The organism is Actinomadura rubteroloni, from assembly GCF_002911665.1.
Taxonomy (GTDB): Bacteria; Actinomycetota; Actinomycetes; order Streptosporangiales; family Streptosporangiaceae; genus Spirillospora; species Spirillospora rubteroloni.
The window spans coordinates 375013-389961 of record NZ_MTBP01000001.1 but is presented as its reverse complement, the minus strand read 5'-3'; the positions used below and the strand labels follow the sequence as shown (position 1 = coordinate 389961).

The 14949-nt window shown below is 74.5% G+C and carries 8 protein-coding genes; 4 read left to right on the top strand and 4 right to left on the bottom strand.

Features of this window, described 5'->3' with window-relative positions:
- Positions 1 to 9 precede the first annotated feature (9 nt).
- Positions 10 to 2871: an MMPL family transporter gene (locus BTM25_RS01770; RefSeq protein WP_103561009.1), complete on the top strand. Its 2862-nt coding sequence runs from the start codon at positions 10 to 12 to the stop codon at positions 2869 to 2871.
- A 3-nt stretch (positions 2872 to 2874) separates the two neighbouring features.
- Here BTM25_RS01770 and recQ read toward each other — a convergent pair whose 3' ends face one another.
- Both recQ and BTM25_RS01760 read right to left on the bottom strand, forming a co-directional pair.
- The gene (recQ, locus tag BTM25_RS01765; RefSeq protein ID WP_103561008.1) at positions 2875 to 4707 is read right to left on the bottom strand and encodes a DNA helicase RecQ; all 1833 of its coding nucleotides are present in this window, start codon (positions 4705 to 4707) and stop codon (positions 2875 to 2877) included.
- 44 nt (positions 4708 to 4751) lie between these two features.
- Positions 4752 to 5402 carry an HAD family hydrolase gene (locus BTM25_RS01760; RefSeq protein ID WP_235828031.1) on the bottom strand — a complete coding sequence of 217 codons (651 nt, stop codon included), beginning with the start codon at positions 5400 to 5402 and terminating at the stop codon, positions 4752 to 4754.
- A 166-nt stretch (positions 5403 to 5568) separates the two neighbouring features.
- Between BTM25_RS01760 and BTM25_RS01755 the strand changes: the two genes are divergently transcribed.
- On the top strand, positions 5569 to 5946 hold the full coding sequence (locus tag BTM25_RS01755; RefSeq protein ID WP_103561006.1) for a phage holin family protein: 378 nt from the start codon (positions 5569 to 5571) through the stop codon (positions 5944 to 5946).
- A gap of 2675 nt (positions 5947 to 8621) precedes the next feature.
- Here BTM25_RS01755 and BTM25_RS01750 read toward each other — a convergent pair.
- Together BTM25_RS01750 and BTM25_RS01745 are read right to left on the bottom strand one after the other, a co-directional pair.
- On the bottom strand, positions 8622 to 9626 hold the full coding sequence (locus BTM25_RS01750) for a CNNM domain-containing protein (RefSeq protein ID WP_103561005.1): 1005 nt from the start codon (positions 9624 to 9626) through the stop codon (positions 8622 to 8624).
- Positions 9623 to 10948, bottom strand: a complete 1326-nt coding sequence (locus BTM25_RS01745) for a hemolysin family protein (RefSeq protein ID WP_103561004.1) — start codon at positions 10946 to 10948, stop codon at positions 9623 to 9625. The genes BTM25_RS01750 and BTM25_RS01745 overlap by 4 nt, the downstream gene beginning before the upstream one ends.
- Before the next feature lie 253 nt (positions 10949 to 11201).
- Here BTM25_RS01745 and BTM25_RS01740 point away from each other — a divergent pair, with 253 nt between their 5' ends.
- Both BTM25_RS01740 and BTM25_RS01735 read left to right on the top strand, forming a co-directional pair.
- Complete coding sequence (locus BTM25_RS01740) at positions 11202 to 12416, top strand: hypothetical protein (protein ID WP_103562682.1); 1215 nt, start codon at positions 11202 to 11204, stop codon at positions 12414 to 12416.
- A gap of 557 nt (positions 12417 to 12973) precedes the next feature.
- Positions 12974 to 14941 carry a tetratricopeptide repeat protein gene (locus tag BTM25_RS01735; protein ID WP_456356084.1) on the top strand — a complete coding sequence of 656 codons (1968 nt, stop codon included), beginning with the start codon at positions 12974 to 12976 and terminating at the stop codon, positions 14939 to 14941.
- Positions 14942 to 14949: the final 8 nt, after the last annotated feature.

Sequence of the window (14949 nt, the reverse complement as noted above, 5' to 3'; positions counted from 1 at the left end):
TGGAGGATCATGCTTACGGGGCTGGGCCGGCTCCTGCACCGGCGGCGCTGGATCGGCCTCGTCGTGATCGTCGGCGGGATCCTGGTGGCGGGCTTCTGGGGCCTCGGCGTCCTGGCGAAGTTCAAGAACGGCGGCTACGACGACCCGAAATCGTCGTCGTCGCTCGTCACGAAACTGGGCTCGACGTATTTCGGGAGCACCAACCCCGACATCCTCATCCTCTACAGCAGCGGTTCGCGGACGGTCGACGACCCGGCCTACATGCGCGACGTCATCACGACCATCGCGCGACTGCCGAAGGACCGCGTGTCGTCCGAGGTGTCGTACTGGACGCTGGACGAGAAGAACGCCAAGAGCCTCGCGTCCGCGGACCGCCACTCGACCATCGTGTCGCTGATGATGGCGGGCAAGGACGACAAGACCAAGGCCGACAACTACCTCTGGGTCAAAGACCGGCTGGCGGCGCCCGGCCTGGACACGCATCTCGGCGGCGCGTTCCCGCTCGGCACCGAGTTCGGCGAGCAGGTCGTCGCGGACATCGTCCGGGCCGAGACGATCACCGCCCTTCCGCTGTTCCTGCTGCTCATCATGCTGTTCGGCGCGGTGGGGGCGTCCGTCCTGCCGTTGTTCGTCGCGTTGTTCTCGATGCTGGGCGGGCTCGCCGTCCTGCACGGGATCTCGTTCCTGACGGACGTCAACTCGATGGCGCTCGAAGTCGTCACGATGATGGGCGTCGGTCTCGCGATCGACTATTCGCTGTTCATCATCAGCCGCTATCGAGAGGAGTACGCCAAGGCCCTCGACGAGCACATGATCCCGCCCGGGAAACCGTGGAAGCAGTTCCCGACGCGCCGGGAGCGGCGGGCCAAGCGCAAGGCGTACAAGCGGGTCGTCACGCCGCTGCGCCAGGCCGCGCTGGGACGGACGATGGCCACCGCCGGACGGACGATCATCGTCTCCGGCATCACCGTCTCCGCCGCGCTCTCCGGCCTGCTGGTGTTCCCGCAGCTCTTCCTGCGGACGATCGGGCTCGCCGGGATCGCGACCGTCCTCGTCGCCGTCCTCGGCGCGACGCTGCTGCTGCCGACGCTGCTGGCGGTGTTCGGACGCGGCGTCGAGTGGATGCAGATGCCGTGGCGCCGCCGCCGCAGCCCGAAGGCGCAGGAGGACCGGTTCTGGTTCCGGCTCGGCACGAGCGTCATGAAGCACCCGCTGCCGTATTTCGCGGTCGTGCTGGTGGCGCTCGCGGTGATGGCCGGGCCGTTCCTGAACATCCGGTTCGGCGCGCTGGACGTCCGGCAGCTTCCCGAGGGCAGCACGACGCGGACCGTGGTGGAGAAGGTCCAGAAGGAATTCCCGAGCGGGTCCGCCGAGCCGATCGACGTGGTCGTGTCCGGCGACCTCATTCCGAAGGACTGGCGGCCGTCGCGGGCGGGCGACAACATCCCGCAGTATCTGGAGGAGTTCCGCGTCCGGCTGACGAAACTGCCCGGCGTGAACCAGGCCAAGTTCAGCGGCTATTCCGGGGACTACGGCGCGGTGCGGATCTCGGTCTACACCAAGTACGCGCCGATGGACGACCGGTCGTTCGACCTCGTCGCGAAAATCCGGGACATGACCGTCATGAAGAACGGCTACCCGATGCATCTGGACATCGGCGGCACGACGGCCATGCAGGCGGACCAGATGTCCAGCCTCATGCGCAGCCTGCCGAAAATGGCGGCCGTGGTCGGCGCCTCGACGTTCCTGCTGCTGTTCATGTTCTTCGGGTCGATCCTGCTGCCGCTCAAGGCGATCGTGATGAACGTCCTGTCGATCGGGGCGTCGTTCGGCGCGATCGTGTGGGGATTCCAGTACGGGCATCTGGCCGGCGTTCTGCATTTCACGCCGACCGACAGCGTCGAGGCGACCAGCATGATCCTGATCCTGGCCGTCGTGTTCGGGCTGTCGATGGACTATGAGGTCTTCCTCCTCAGCCGCATCCGGGAGGAATGGGACCACACGCACGACAACCGCGCCGCCGTCGCCCGGGGCATGCAGTACACCGGCGGGATCATCAGCAGCGCGGCCGTGCTGTTCCTGCTGGTCATCGGCGCGTTCGGGATGGCCGGGATCACGGTGGTGAAGCTCATCGGCGTCGGCATGTTCGTCGCGGTCGTGGTGGACGCGGCGCTCGTGCGGGCGCTGCTCGTCCCGGCGACGATGCGGTTCCTCGGCGCGGCGAACTGGTGGCTGCCCGGGTTCCTCGCGGGCCTGCACGCCAAGGTCGACCTGCGGGAGGTCAGCGACGCGGGCGGCGCCGGCCCCGCCGCCCCGCCGCCCCTGCCCGAGGACCAGCCGTTCTCCTACCGCGTCCAGTGGGCCGAGAGCGCCGAGACCCCGGTCACCACCAAGTCGATCTTCGCGAACGTCCCGGCGGCGAACCCCCCGGCCCCCGTCCCGGACTCGCCCACACCGCGCCCCCCGGCCGCCCGCACCTCCGACCCGCGCCCGACCGCGCCGAGTCCGGCTACACCGCGCCCGTCGGCCGCGCCCGCCCTCGAGCCGCGCTCGTCTGCGCCGCGCTCACCGAGCGTGCCGGGTCCCGACCCGCGCCCGGCCGCGCCGCGTCCGTCGGCCGTGCCGGGTCCCGAGCCGCGCCCGGCCGCGCCGGGTTCGGACGCGCGCCCGCCGGGTTCGGACGCGTCCATTCCGGAGGACGCGCCGCGGACGCCGCTGCGGGCGGCGCGGGGCGCGGACGAGCCGTGGCGGCCGTGGGCGGACGGTCCGCCGGAGCCGCGCCCGTCCCGAGCGTCCGGGGAGCGGCGCGAGATCGTCCCCAGCCCGACCGGCAGCGGCTGGGTCTGGCGGACCGTGCCCGACGACGAGTAGCGGTCAGCTCTCGGCGAGCGCGGCGAGCACCTGCTCGCCGTACTTGGCCAGCTTGTTCTCGCCGATGCCGCTGATCCCGCCCAGCTCGGCCAGGCTCGACGGGCGAACGGTCGCGATCTCGCGCAGCGTCGCGTCGTGGAAGACGACGTAGGCGGGCACGCCCTGCTCCTTCGCCGTCGCCCCCCGCCACGCGCGCAGGCGCTCGAAGAGCGGCTGCGCCTCGGCGGGCATCTCGACCGGCGCGCGGGACTTGGACGCCGACTTGGCCCGCGCGGGCTTCGTCCGTTCCGGCTCGCGCCGCATCGGGACCTTGCGGGCGCCGCGCAGCACCTCGGCGCTCGCGTCCGTCAGGATCAGCGACCCGTACATCGACTCCACCGCCACGAGACCCTGCGCCAGGAGCTGACGGACGACGGCGCGCCATTCGGTGTCGCGCAGGTCCGTGCCGATCCCGAAGACGCTCAGCTCGTCATGGCCGAACTGGTCGACCTTCGCGTTCTTCTTGCCGAGCAGGATGTCGATGATGTGGCCCGCGCCGAACTTCTGCCGCCGCTCCCGGTCCAGCCGGACGATCGTGGACAGCACCTTCTGCGCCGCGACCGTCCCGTCCCACGTCTCGGGCGGGGAGAGGCAGGTGTCGCAGTTGCCGCACGCCGCGCCGCCGGGCTGGCCGAAGTAGTTCAGCAGCTGCGTCCGGCGGCACTCGACCGTCTCGCACAGGGCGAGCATGGCGTCCAGGTGGCGGCTCAGCCGGCGGCGGTGCTCGGCGTCGCCCTCGGACGAGTCGATCATCTTCCGCAGGTTGACGACGTCGTTCAGCCCGTAGGCCAGCCACGCCGTCGAGGGCAGCCCGTCCCGGCCCGCGCGGCCCGTCTCCTGGTAGTAGCCCTCCACCGACTTCGGCAGGTCGAGATGGGCGACGAACCGGACGTCCGGCTTGTCGATCCCCATCCCGAACGCGATCGTCGCGACGACGACGAGCCCGTCCTCGCGCAGGAACCGCGCCTGGTGCGCCGCGCGGACCTGCGGGTCCAGCCCGGCGTGGTACGGGACGGCCTCGATCCCGTTCTCGGTGAGGAACGCCGCGTGCTTCTCCACCGAACTGCGCGACAGGCAGTAGACGATGCCCGCGTCGCCCGCGTGCTCCTCGCGCAGGAACGTCAGCAGTTGCCGCTTGGCGTCGGTCTTGGGCTCGATCCGGTACTGGATGTTCGGACGGTCGAAGCTCGCCACGAACGTCCGCGCGTCCTCCAGCCCGAGCCGCGTGGCGATCTCCGCGCGGGTGGCCTCGGTGGCGGTCGCGGTGAGCGCGATGCGCGGAATGTCCGGCCAGCGGGCGTGCAGCTCGGACAGCATGAGGTAGTCGGGACGGAAGTCGTGCCCCCACTGCGCCACGCAGTGCGCCTCGTCGATCGCGAACAGCGCCACGTCGATCTTGTCGAGGAGGTCGGCGGTGGCGGCGACGCGCAGCCGTTCCGGCGCGAGGTAGAGCAGGTCCAGCTCGCCCGCGAGCAGTTCGGCCTCGGTCATGCGGCGGTCGTCGGCGTCCTGCGCGGAGTTGAGGAACCCGGCCCGGACGCCGACGGCGCGCAGCGCGTCCACCTGGTCCTGCATGAGCGCGATGAGCGGCGAGATCACCACGCCCGTGCCGCGCCGGACGAGCGCCGGGATCTGGTAGCAGAGCGACTTGCCGCCGCCGGTCGGCATGAGGACCAGCGCGTCGCCGCCCGCCACGACGTGCTCGATGATCTCCGCCTGGCCGTCGCGGAACGTCTCGTACCCGAAGACGCGCCGCAGCGTCTCCAGAGCCGGGGTCTCTGTCGCGGGGGGCACCATCGCTCCATCGTACGAGCCGGGTGCGACGGTCGCGCCGGAACGCGTCAGAGCCCGGCCACCAGCTCGCCGGTGATCTCGTCCAGCGAACCGGCCACGAACGCGGCGCAGCCGAGCGCGTCGCCCGGCGGACGCTCCGGACGCGGCACCGCGATCACCGGCATCCCGGCGGCGTGCGCGGCGCGCAGCCCGGCGGCGGAGTCCTCGACGGCGAGGCATTCGGCGACGTCGGTGTCCATCTGCGCCGCCGCCGCGAGGTAGGGGTCGGGCGCGGGCCGGCCCCGGTCGACCTCCTCGGGCGCGACGGTCGCGAGGAACAGCCCCGCGATGCCGAGCCGGCCGAGCACCAGGTCGATGATCGAGCGCGGCGACGAGCTGGTCAGCCCGATCGCGAACCGCTCCGACAGCCGCCGGACGGCGTCCACCGCCCCCGGCAGCAGCGGCACCGACTCGGCGTACCGCTCGGTCATCCGGTCCACGACCTGGTAGGCGACGTCGTCCACGGACGCGCCCGGGACGAGCCTGCGCGCCAAATACTCGGCCCACTCGTCGGTGCTCATGTCCATGAGGCGACGTTCGGTCCCCGGCGGCCACGCGCCGTCGCGGTCGCGGACGTACTCCCGCCGGACGTCCGCCCAGACGGGCGCGGAGTCGACCAGCACCCCGTCCATGTCGAAGATCACGGCTCGTACGGTCACGGCTGCCTCCCTCGTACCAGGATGACCCCGCAGGTCATAACGGCGTGGCCGGGCGGAGGTCAAAACCTGGCAAGGCGGATCTCATCCGCCGTGATGACCCCGAGCCGCCGCGAATCCCATCGCAGAGGGATGCCGCCGGACGCCGCCGCCCGCGATCATCGGGAGCGTGCGGATACTAATCAAGATCGGAATCACGGCGGTCGCGCTGTGGGTCGCCACCGTGTTCATCGACGGCATCACGGTCCGCGGCGACGACACCGGCCGCAAGGCCCTCGCGCTCGTCGGGGTCGCGGTCGTCTTCGGCCTGGTCAACGCGATCATCAAGCCGATCGTCAAGACCCTCGGCTGCGCCTTCTACGTCCTGACGCTCGGCCTGTTCGGGCTCGTCGTCAACGGCCTGCTCATGCTGCTCACCAGCAAGCTCGCCGAACGGCTCGACCTGCCCTTCCACGTCGCCGGGTTCTGGCCCGCGTTCTGGGGCGCCATCGTCGTCGGGGTCGTCGGCTGGGCGCTGCACCTCGTCCTCGGGGACGACGACGACTGACGCGTCCTCCAGCAGCCCGCGGGCCGGCCGCTCGTGGCCTCGGCGGACGGCGGGGGTCTCCCCGTCGGTCCCGACGAGCACCCAGCGGCGGGTCCGCACCGCGCCCACCAGGAACTCCGTGTCGGTGATCTCGCCCGCGCCCGCGACGACCAGCGTGTCGGCCTCGGGCAGCGGGACGGCGCCGAGCGCGACCGGCGAGCCGCAGATCACGTCGGCCTCGGCCAGCAGCGTCCTGTGGTCGCCGACGCCGCCGAGCAGCCGGGCCAGCGCCTCGATCCGGCGCATGACGCGGGCCTGGTGCGCGGCGAGATCCTCGGCGCCGGGATCGGCGCCGCAGATCTCGCGGACGCGTTCGCGGGAGCGTTCCTCGGTCTCGCGGGCGCCCGTCAGTTCGGCTTCGTCCAGCGTCACGCGTTCGGTGACGGCGGCGTGCAGCCGGTCCAGTTCCTCTCGCGCGGACGTGACGCGTTCGTTCGCCGCCGCCGCCTCGCCGCGCGCCCGGTCGGCCGCGTCCGCCGCCGCGTCCGCGAGCCGGGCCGCGGCCGCCGCCTTCTCCTCCAGCAGCAGGGCCTCCTGCTCGGCGTGCCGGGCCGCCGTCCCGGCCTGTGTCGCGCGGTCGACGGCCTCGCCGGCGCTGCGGGCCTGCGCGCGGTGGTCGGCGACGGCCGCCTCCCGCTCGGCGCCGAGCCGGGCGACCTCGGCCGCCAGGCGCTCCTGCGCGTTCCGCGCGCCCGCCAGCGCCTCGCCGCCCTCGACCAGGAACTGCTCCAGGCGCTCGCGGTGCGTCCGCGTGCGCTCGGCCGCCTCCTTGATCTCGTTGGCGCGCCGGGCGGCCTCGTCGGCCTCCCGCGTCCGCGTCCGGACGTCGTCGCGGAGCCGCTTCAGCTCCGGCGGCGGCGCCGCGACGTGCAGCTTCTGCGTGAGCGTCATCCGCTGCCTCGCGGAACTCAGCGCGGACTCGGCCGACACCAGGCGGTAGTAGCTGGCGTGGCCCTCGGCGACGGCGTCGGCGTCCTCGGCGCCGAGCCGGTCGGCCTCGGCGGCGATCTGCGGCAGCTCCGACCGCGCCCGCGCGAGGTCGACGGTCAGCCGCTCCTCCTGCTGTTTCGCGGCCTGCGCCTCGGCGTGGGCCTGCGCGGTGCGCTCGTCGATCGCGACGCAGCGGCCGTAGGCGAGGTCGGCGACGCGGGTGCGCTCGCGGGCCTCGTTCGCCGCCGCGTCCGCCTCCGCGCGCAGCCGGTCGGCCTCGGCGCGCGGGCCCGCAGCCTCCTCGGCGACGGCGTCGCGGTCCGCCGCGCGGCGGTCGCTCTCCTGCTCGGCGGGCGGGACGGTCCCGGCCGCCCGCTCGGCCGCCTCCGCCAGCTCCGCGATGCGGGCGGTCAGCGCGGCGATCTCGGCGTCGGCGGCGCGGCGGCGGCTCTCCTGGTCCTCCTCCAGCGCGTGCAGGGTCGCGACGTCGCGGGGCCACTGCTCCAGCCAGAGCAGGCCGCGCCGCAGCTCCTTCTCCTCGTCCTGCCAGGCGCGGCGCCACTTCGCGCCGACCGGACGGATCAGCACGCCCCGCACCAGCGCCTCCGGCGGGATCTCCTCGTCCGCGACGGGCGGCAGCGCCTGCGTCTCCTCGCTCGGCGACGCCGCTGCGCCCGCGACGACCTCCCCGTCCGGCACGGGCGGCAGCGCCCGCGTCCGCTCGCTCGGCGACGCGTCCGCGCGCGGCTCCCCGAACGGCGTCGCGTCGTCGTCCCACGCTGCGCGGCCGTCCCGCGTTGCGTCGTCGTTCCGCGTTGCACGGTCGTCCTGCGATGCGCGGCCGTCCCGCGCTGCGCGGCCGTCCCGCGCTGCGCGGCCGTCCCGCGCTGCGTCGTCGTTTCGCGTTGCGCGGTCGTCCTGCGATGCGAGGTCGTCCCGCAGCGCGCGGTCGTCTCGCGATGCGCGCTGGCCGCCGGACGGCGTCGCGTCGTCGGCGGGCGTTGGGGCGCCTTGCGTCGTGTCGGCGGGCGGTGGGTTGAAGGGCGTCGCGGCGTCTGCGTCGGTGACGGGTGGGAGCGCCTGGGTGGCCTCGCTCGGGGACGGGAGGTCGTCGGACGTGACCGGACGCAGCGGCAGCGTGCCGGTGCTCGGGCGGCCGAACTCCGTCGTCGGCTCGCGCCGCTCGTCCGGGAGGGCAGCGACGACGCGGGTGTCCTGGCGGGTCTCGGTGGACGGCGCGGAAGGGGCGGCGAACTCGACCGTCCCGCCGCCGCGCCGCAGGACGGGCGCGGGCCCGGTGCTCGGCGGGTCCTCGGCGAGGTGCAGGACGAACGAGCCGGACGTGTCCAGCGCCTCCAGCAGCCCGGGAAGACGCCCCGGCGGCGCCATCAGCAGCACCCGTTCGCCGCGCGCGAGCACGTCGGCGACCGCGTCGGCGACCGCGCCCTCCTGGTCGTCGGTCCGCAGCGCCGACGTCGCCGAAGAGGCGAGCGCGTCGGCGAGCGCGGACGCGTCCCCGGCGACGCGTCCGGAGCCGAGCGCCGCGAGCGCCGTGCGCTGCGCCGTCCAGCCGAGCGTGCCGGACGGCGCCGTCAGCCCGTCCAGAAAGGAGGCGAGCGCCCCGCGCAGTTCGTCGTCCACCGTCATCCCGCTCTCGTCCGGCCCGGGACATACTTCCCCCGTGGCCGCGCTCTAACGTCTCACAATCAGTGCGGGTTGGCCGCCAGCAGCTCCGCAAGAAGATCGTCCAGGGTGACGATCCCGGCGAACCGCCCGTCCGGCGTGTTGACGACGGCGAGGGGCGCGCGGGTCCGGCGCATGCGCGAGACGGCGTCCAGGACGGTCGTCTCCGGCGTCAGCTCGATCGCGGGATGGGCCAGCCCGGCGGCGCCGCCCCGCACGTCGGGCGCGGTCACGGCGGCGCGGACGTGGACGATCCCGACCGGCCGTCCCGCGTCCGTCACGACGAGCCGGCTGTGCCCGCTCGCGGTCGAGACGCGCCGGACCTCGGCGGCGGACGCGGCGGCGTCCACGGTCGTCACCGACCCGGCGGGGATGACGAGCCGTCCGACCGTGCCCTCCCGCGCGGCGATGGCGCGGTTCAGCAGCTCGTGGTCGTTGCGGCCGATCAGCCCGAGCCGCCGCGACTCGCCGACCAGGTGGCTGAGCCGCTGCGCGTCCGGGTGGTCGTCGTGCTCGTCGCGCGGCGTGATCCGGACGAGCCGCAGCATCCCGTTCGTCGCCCCGTTCAGCACCGCGAGCACCGGCCGCGACACCTTCGCGAACGCCCGGAACGGCAGCGCCAGCGCGATCGCGGACCGCTCGGGGTTCCCGATCGCCCACGACTTCGGCGCCATCTCCCCGACGACCATGTGCAGGAACGTCACGACGGCGAGCGCGACGGCGATGGCGATCGCGGTCGTCGCGGTCTCCGGGACGCCGATCGCGTGCAGCGGCGGTTCCAGGACGTGCTCGAACGCGGGCTCGGTCACGATCGCGAGGCCGAGCGAGCACATCGTGATGCCGAACTGCGCGCCGGCGAGCATGAGCGACAGCTCGCGCGTCCCGGCGACGGCCGCGGCGGCGGGACGGCTGCCTCCGTCCGCCGCCCGCTCCAGCGCCGGCCGGCTCGCGGCGACGAGCGCGAACTCGGCCGCGACGAAGAACCCGTTCCCCGCGAGCAGCAGCGCGGTGATCAGCAGCGCGGTCATGCGACGTCCTGCGGGACGTCCTGGGCGACCTGGCGCGGGATCCGGAGCCGGACCTGCGCCGGGACGCGCCGCGCGACCGACACGACCTCGATCTCCACGCCGCCGACCGTCACGCGGTCCCCGGCGGCGGGCAGCCGCCGCAGCTCGGCCATGACGAGCCCGCCGACCGTGTCGTAGGAGTCGCCGGCGGGCAGCGGCAGGTCGGTGATGCGGGTGGCCTCGTCGATGCGGAGCCCGGCGGTGACGAGCCACGTGCCGTCCGGGCTCGCGGCGGCGGGCAGCGAGTGCGCGTCGGTCTCGTCGGAGATCTCCCCGACGAGTTCCTCGGCGATGTCCTCGAAGGTGAGGATGCCCGCGAGGCCGCCGTACTCGTCCACGACGCACGCGAACTCCTGGCCGGACTCGCGCATCCGCTCGATCACCCCGTACAGCGGCTGGCTGCCGGGGACGAGCAGCGCCGGCGTCGCGAGGGCGCGCAGCGGCGTGGCCGGGTCCAGGGAGTCGTCGGCGACGGACGGGACGCGGGCGACGCCGATCACGTCGTCCACCTCCTGCCCGTAGATCGGGTACGCGGTGTGCCCGGTCGCCCGGATCATCGCGATCATGTCGGTGACGGTGGCGTCGCCGGACAGGACGCTGACGCGGGGGCGGGGCACCATGACCTCGTCGGCCGTCCGCTCCCCGAACGAGAGGGCGCGCGACAGCAGCCCCGACAGGTCGTCGGGCAACTGGCCGGAGTCGTTCGAGCGGCCGATGATGTCGCCCAACTCCTCCAGCGTCGCGCCGCCCGCCAGTTCCTCGACGGGCTCGACGCCGACGCCGCGCAGCAGCCGCGCGGCGGCGCGGTCGAAGAACCGGATGACCGGCCCGGCGACCGCGAGATAGACGAGAGTCGACCGGGCGAGCGCGCGGGCCAGTGTCTCGGCCCGCGCCAGGGCGAGGTTCTTCGGGAACAGCTCGCCGAACACCATCTGCACGAGCGTGGCGATCACGAAGCCCGTGCCGAGCGCGACGGCGTGCGTCGCGGCGTGCGGGACGCCGCACAGCTCCAGCAGCGGGCCGATCAGCCCGGCGAGCGCGGGCTCGGCGATGAAGCCGACGACGAGCGTGGTCATCGTGATGCCGAGCTGGGCGCCCGACAGCATGAACGAGAGCCGTCCGATCACGGTGAGCGCGCGGCGGGCGGCCGGGTCGCCCCGGTCGGCGGCCTGGGCCAGGCGCGCCCGGTCGGCGGCGACGAAGGCGAACTCCTGCGCGACGAAGTAGCCGGTCGCGGCGGTGAGCACGAGGACGGCGAGGACGCCGAGCACGGCGGTCACCATCGGGCACCGGGTCTATGACTGGGGTCCGACACCGCGGACGCTCAACTCCCTTCCTCACGGTTCCTTCTGTTGAACGCCACTCCATACCAGGTCGTTCCCGAGCACAAGCGGACGCGGCGTGACGTCGGCCTCCCGGCCGAAGACAATTGTGGAGAATTACGCCTTGTCGGGAAAAGTGTCACCGATCACACTGGATCTGGAGCCGACCTTCGATCCTGACGCCGGTACCACCGACACAGACAACGGGGCCGACGTGACCGACAGCGCCCTCGGACGCGCGGCGATCGACGACGTCCTGCGCTCGCGCGCCGCCGACCGCGACCGGATCTCCGCCGCCCTGCTCGACCTGGACTGCCACGACGGGCACCGGCTGCTCGCCGGGGCGTCCCTGACGGGTGAGACGTGGCGGCGCTGGGACGAGACGCAACAGCGCGTCGCGCTCCTGTGGCGGTTGTTCGGCGAGTACCAGCGCGTGCTGGACGAGGCGGTCGCCGTCCGCGCGCGGCGCCGTCCGGACCTCGCGTTACTCACGCGGCTGCTCACCGGCGACGCGGTCGAGATGCCCGGCGGCGAGATCCCGCTGGCGGAACGGACGCTGCTCGGCCCGCCCGTCGAGCGCGTCACGCTCCGCGAGGCCGTGGACCGCATGTCGGACGCGTTCGAGCGCGCCGCCGCCGTCGTCGCCGCCGCCGACGCGGCCTGGACGGCGCTGCTCGTCCCGCTGGAGGACGCCGAACGCGCCTGGCGCGACGCCGCCCGCCTCGCCCGCGCGCTCGACGGCGCCCGCCGTCCCGAACTGGACCGCCTCGGCCGGGAACTGGACGCGCTCGGCCGCGTCGTCCGGTCCGACCCGCTGTCGCTCGTCGCCGACGGCCGCGCCGACACCGAGCGGCTGGACGCGCTGTCGGCCGAACTGACCCGGCTCTGCCGCGAACTGGACGGCGCCGTCCGGCTCCGCGACGCCTACGACGAGCGGACCCGCGCGCTCGCGGCGGCCATCGGCGCGGTCGCGGCGGCCGAGGACGCGGCCCGCCGCGCGCACGCCGCCGTCCGCGTCAAGATCGACGCCCCGGACGCCGGGGACCTCCCGCCGAGCGCCCCCGCCCTCCGCGACCGCCTCGCCGCCCTGGACCGCCTGCGCGCCGAACGCCGCTGGACCGAGGCCGCCGCACGCGCCGACGACCTCGACCGCGCCGCGTGCGCCGCCCGCGACCGCGCCGACGCCCACCGCCGCGTCAGCACCGGCCTGCTGGACAGCCGCGCCGAACTGCGCGGACGCCTCGGCGCCTACCAGGCCAAAGCCGCCCGCCTCGGCCTCGCCGAGGACGACCGCGTCACGTCCCTCCACACCCGCGCCCATGACCTGTTGTGGACGGCTCCGTGCAATTTGCGTGAGGCGACGGCCGCGGTGGCGGAGTATCAACGGACGATCCAGGCGGCCGAGCACGAGACGGGATCCCGGCGATGAGCGGACGGGTCTGCGCGCAGCCCGGTTGCGGCGGCGCGATCGACGGCGACTTCTGCGACACCTGCGGCATGGAACCCGCCCCCGAACCCCCCGAGTCCCCACCCCTGCGCGTAGCCCCCGGAACCACCCCGCCCACCGCGCCCCGACCCCCGTCCGCGCAGCCCGCCGTGCCGCCCTTCGCGCCTTCGCCCGGCGCCCCGTCCGCGCAGCCCGGCGTGCCGCCCGCGCCGCTGTCCACTTCCGCGGCGTCAGCGCCGGGAGGCGCACCACCCAACGCCCCGCCCGCGCAGCCCGGCGCGTCCGGCGCCGCGCCGTCGTCCGCGCGGCCCGGCGTGCCGCCGTTCGCGCCGTCGCCTGGCGCGGCCGGCGGGCCGTCTGCGACGCCGTTCCGGGCCGTGCCCGAGGCGACGGGCGGCGTGTCGCCCGCGCCGTCCGCGAGCCTGCCCGGTGCGGTGGGGGGTGCGTCCGGGGCTTCCGGGTCGTCGGGGAGCGGGTCCAGCGGGTCGGTGCCGGCGGGGACCACGACGTCCGGTGGGACGGGGTCGCATCGGCGGGGGATGCTCGGGGCGGGGCTGGTGGACGTCCCGCCGGTCCCGTACCAGGATCCTTCGGCGGCGGTGCTGAAGGACCCGAGTGTTCCCGAGGCGCGACGGTTCTGTAGCGCGTGCGGGGCTCAGGTCGGGCGCGGGCGCGATGGACGGCCGGGACGCACCGAGGGTTTCTGCAGCAACTGCCGGCATCCGTTCTCGTTCGCCCCCAAGCTGCGCGGCGGCGACCTCGTCGTCGGGCAGTACGAAGTGCTGGGCTGTCTCGCGCACGGCGGGCTCGGGTGGGTCTATCTGGCGCGGGACCGGAACGTCAGCGATCGGTGGGTCGTCCTCAAGGGCCTGCTGGACGCCGGGGACGCCGACTCGCTGGCCGCGTCCACGGCGGAGCGGGCGTTCCTGGCGGAGGCCGAGCACCCGAACATCGTCAAGATCTACAACTTCGTCCGGCACGGCGGGTCGGGCTACATCGTCATGGAGTACGTCGGCGGCGAGTCGCTGAAGGACATCCTGAAGCGGTACCGCGCCGAGCACGGCGCCGAGAGCGCGCTGCCGCTCGGCCAGGTCATCGCCTACGGGCTCGAAGTGCTGAGAGCGCTCGGCTACCTGCACGGCGTCGGGCTGCTGTACTGCGACTTCAAGCCCGACAACGCGATCCAGTCCGAGGAGCAGCTCAAGCTCATCGACCTAGGCGGCGTCCGGCGCGCGTTCGACACCAGCAGCCCGATCTTCGGGACGGAGGGCTACCAGGCCCCGGAGATCCCCGACCGGGGCGCGTCCGTGGCGTCCGATCTGTACACGGTCGGGCGGACGCTGGCCGTGCTCAGCTTCCCGTTCCGCGGCTACACCGGCCGGTACCGGCACGCGCTGCCGCCGAGCGCCGACGTCCCGCTGCTGCGCCGGTTCGAGTCCTACGACCGGCTGCTGCGCCGCGCGACCGATCCGGTGCCCGAGCGGCGGTTCGCGAGCGCCGCCGAGATGGCCGACCAGCTCACCGGCGTGCTGCGCGAGGTGCTGTCGGCCGAGGACGGACGCCCGCGGCCCGCCCCGTCGCCGCTGTTCGAGACCGGGCCGCGCGCCGCCGGGACGGAGCTGACCGGCGCCCTGGACCCGGCGGAGGCCGCGGCGGCGCTGCCCGTCCCGCTCGTCCATCCGCTGGACCCGGCGGCGCCGTTCCTCAGCGGGCTCGCCGACCGCGACCCCGAGGACCTGGCCGCCGCGCTGGCCGCCGCGCCGGCGCGGACGCCGGAGGTGCGGTTCGCGCTCGTACGCGTCCGGATCGAGCTGGGCGACGAGAGCGCCGGGCCGCTGCTGGACGAGCTGGCCGGCGACCTGCCCGGCGACTGGCGCGTGGCGTGGTACCGGGGCGTCCGGGAGCTGGCGGCCGGGCACGGCGCGACCGCCGCCGCGATCTTCGACGGCCTGTACGGGCTGTTCCCCGGCGAGGTCGCCCCGAAGCTCGCGCTGGCGTTCGCCCGCGAGACCGAGGGCGCGCCGGCCGGACGGCTGTACGAGACGGTCTGGCGCACCGATCCGACCCATGTCAGCGCGGCGTTCGGGCTGGCGCGGGTCCGGCTGGCGGCGGGGGACGCGGCGGCGGCCGTCGCCGTCCTGGACTCGGTGCCGCGCATGTCGAGCCACTGGCAGGCCGCGCGGATCGCCGCGTTCACGGCGGCCGTGCGCGCCGGACGCCCCCTGGACGACGCCGCGCTGCGCGACGCCGACCGCAGGCTCCGCGCGCTGCCGCTGGACACCGAGCGCCGCGCCCGGTTCACGGCCGACCTGCTGGAGGCGGCGCTCGCGCGGCCCGGCGGCGGGTCCGGGGACGGCGAACTGCTCGGCGTCCCGCTGCGCGAGCGCCCGCTGCGCCGCCGCCTGGAGCGGACCTACCGGCTGCTCGCCAAGCTCGCCGACGGCCCGGCCGACCGGCACGCCCTGGTCCGCCGCGCCAACGCCGTCCGTCCCCGGACCCTGTTCTGAGGAGCCCA

Coding starts and splice junctions, on each gene's coding strand:
- BTM25_RS01770 (WP_103561009.1), top strand. CDS start 10: ATGCTTACGGGGCTGGGCCGGCTCCTGCACCGGCGGCGCTGGATCGGC.
- recQ (WP_103561008.1), bottom strand. CDS start 4,707: ATGGTGCCCCCCGCGACAGAGACCCCGGCTCTGGAGACGCTGCGGCGC.
- BTM25_RS01750 (WP_103561005.1), bottom strand. CDS start 9,626: ATGACCGCGCTGCTGATCACCGCGCTGCTGCTCGCGGGGAACGGGTTC.
- BTM25_RS01745 (WP_103561004.1), bottom strand. CDS start 10,948: ATGGTGACCGCCGTGCTCGGCGTCCTCGCCGTCCTCGTGCTCACCGCC.
- BTM25_RS01735 (WP_456356084.1), top strand. CDS start 12,974: ATGCTCGGGGCGGGGCTGGTGGACGTCCCGCCGGTCCCGTACCAGGAT.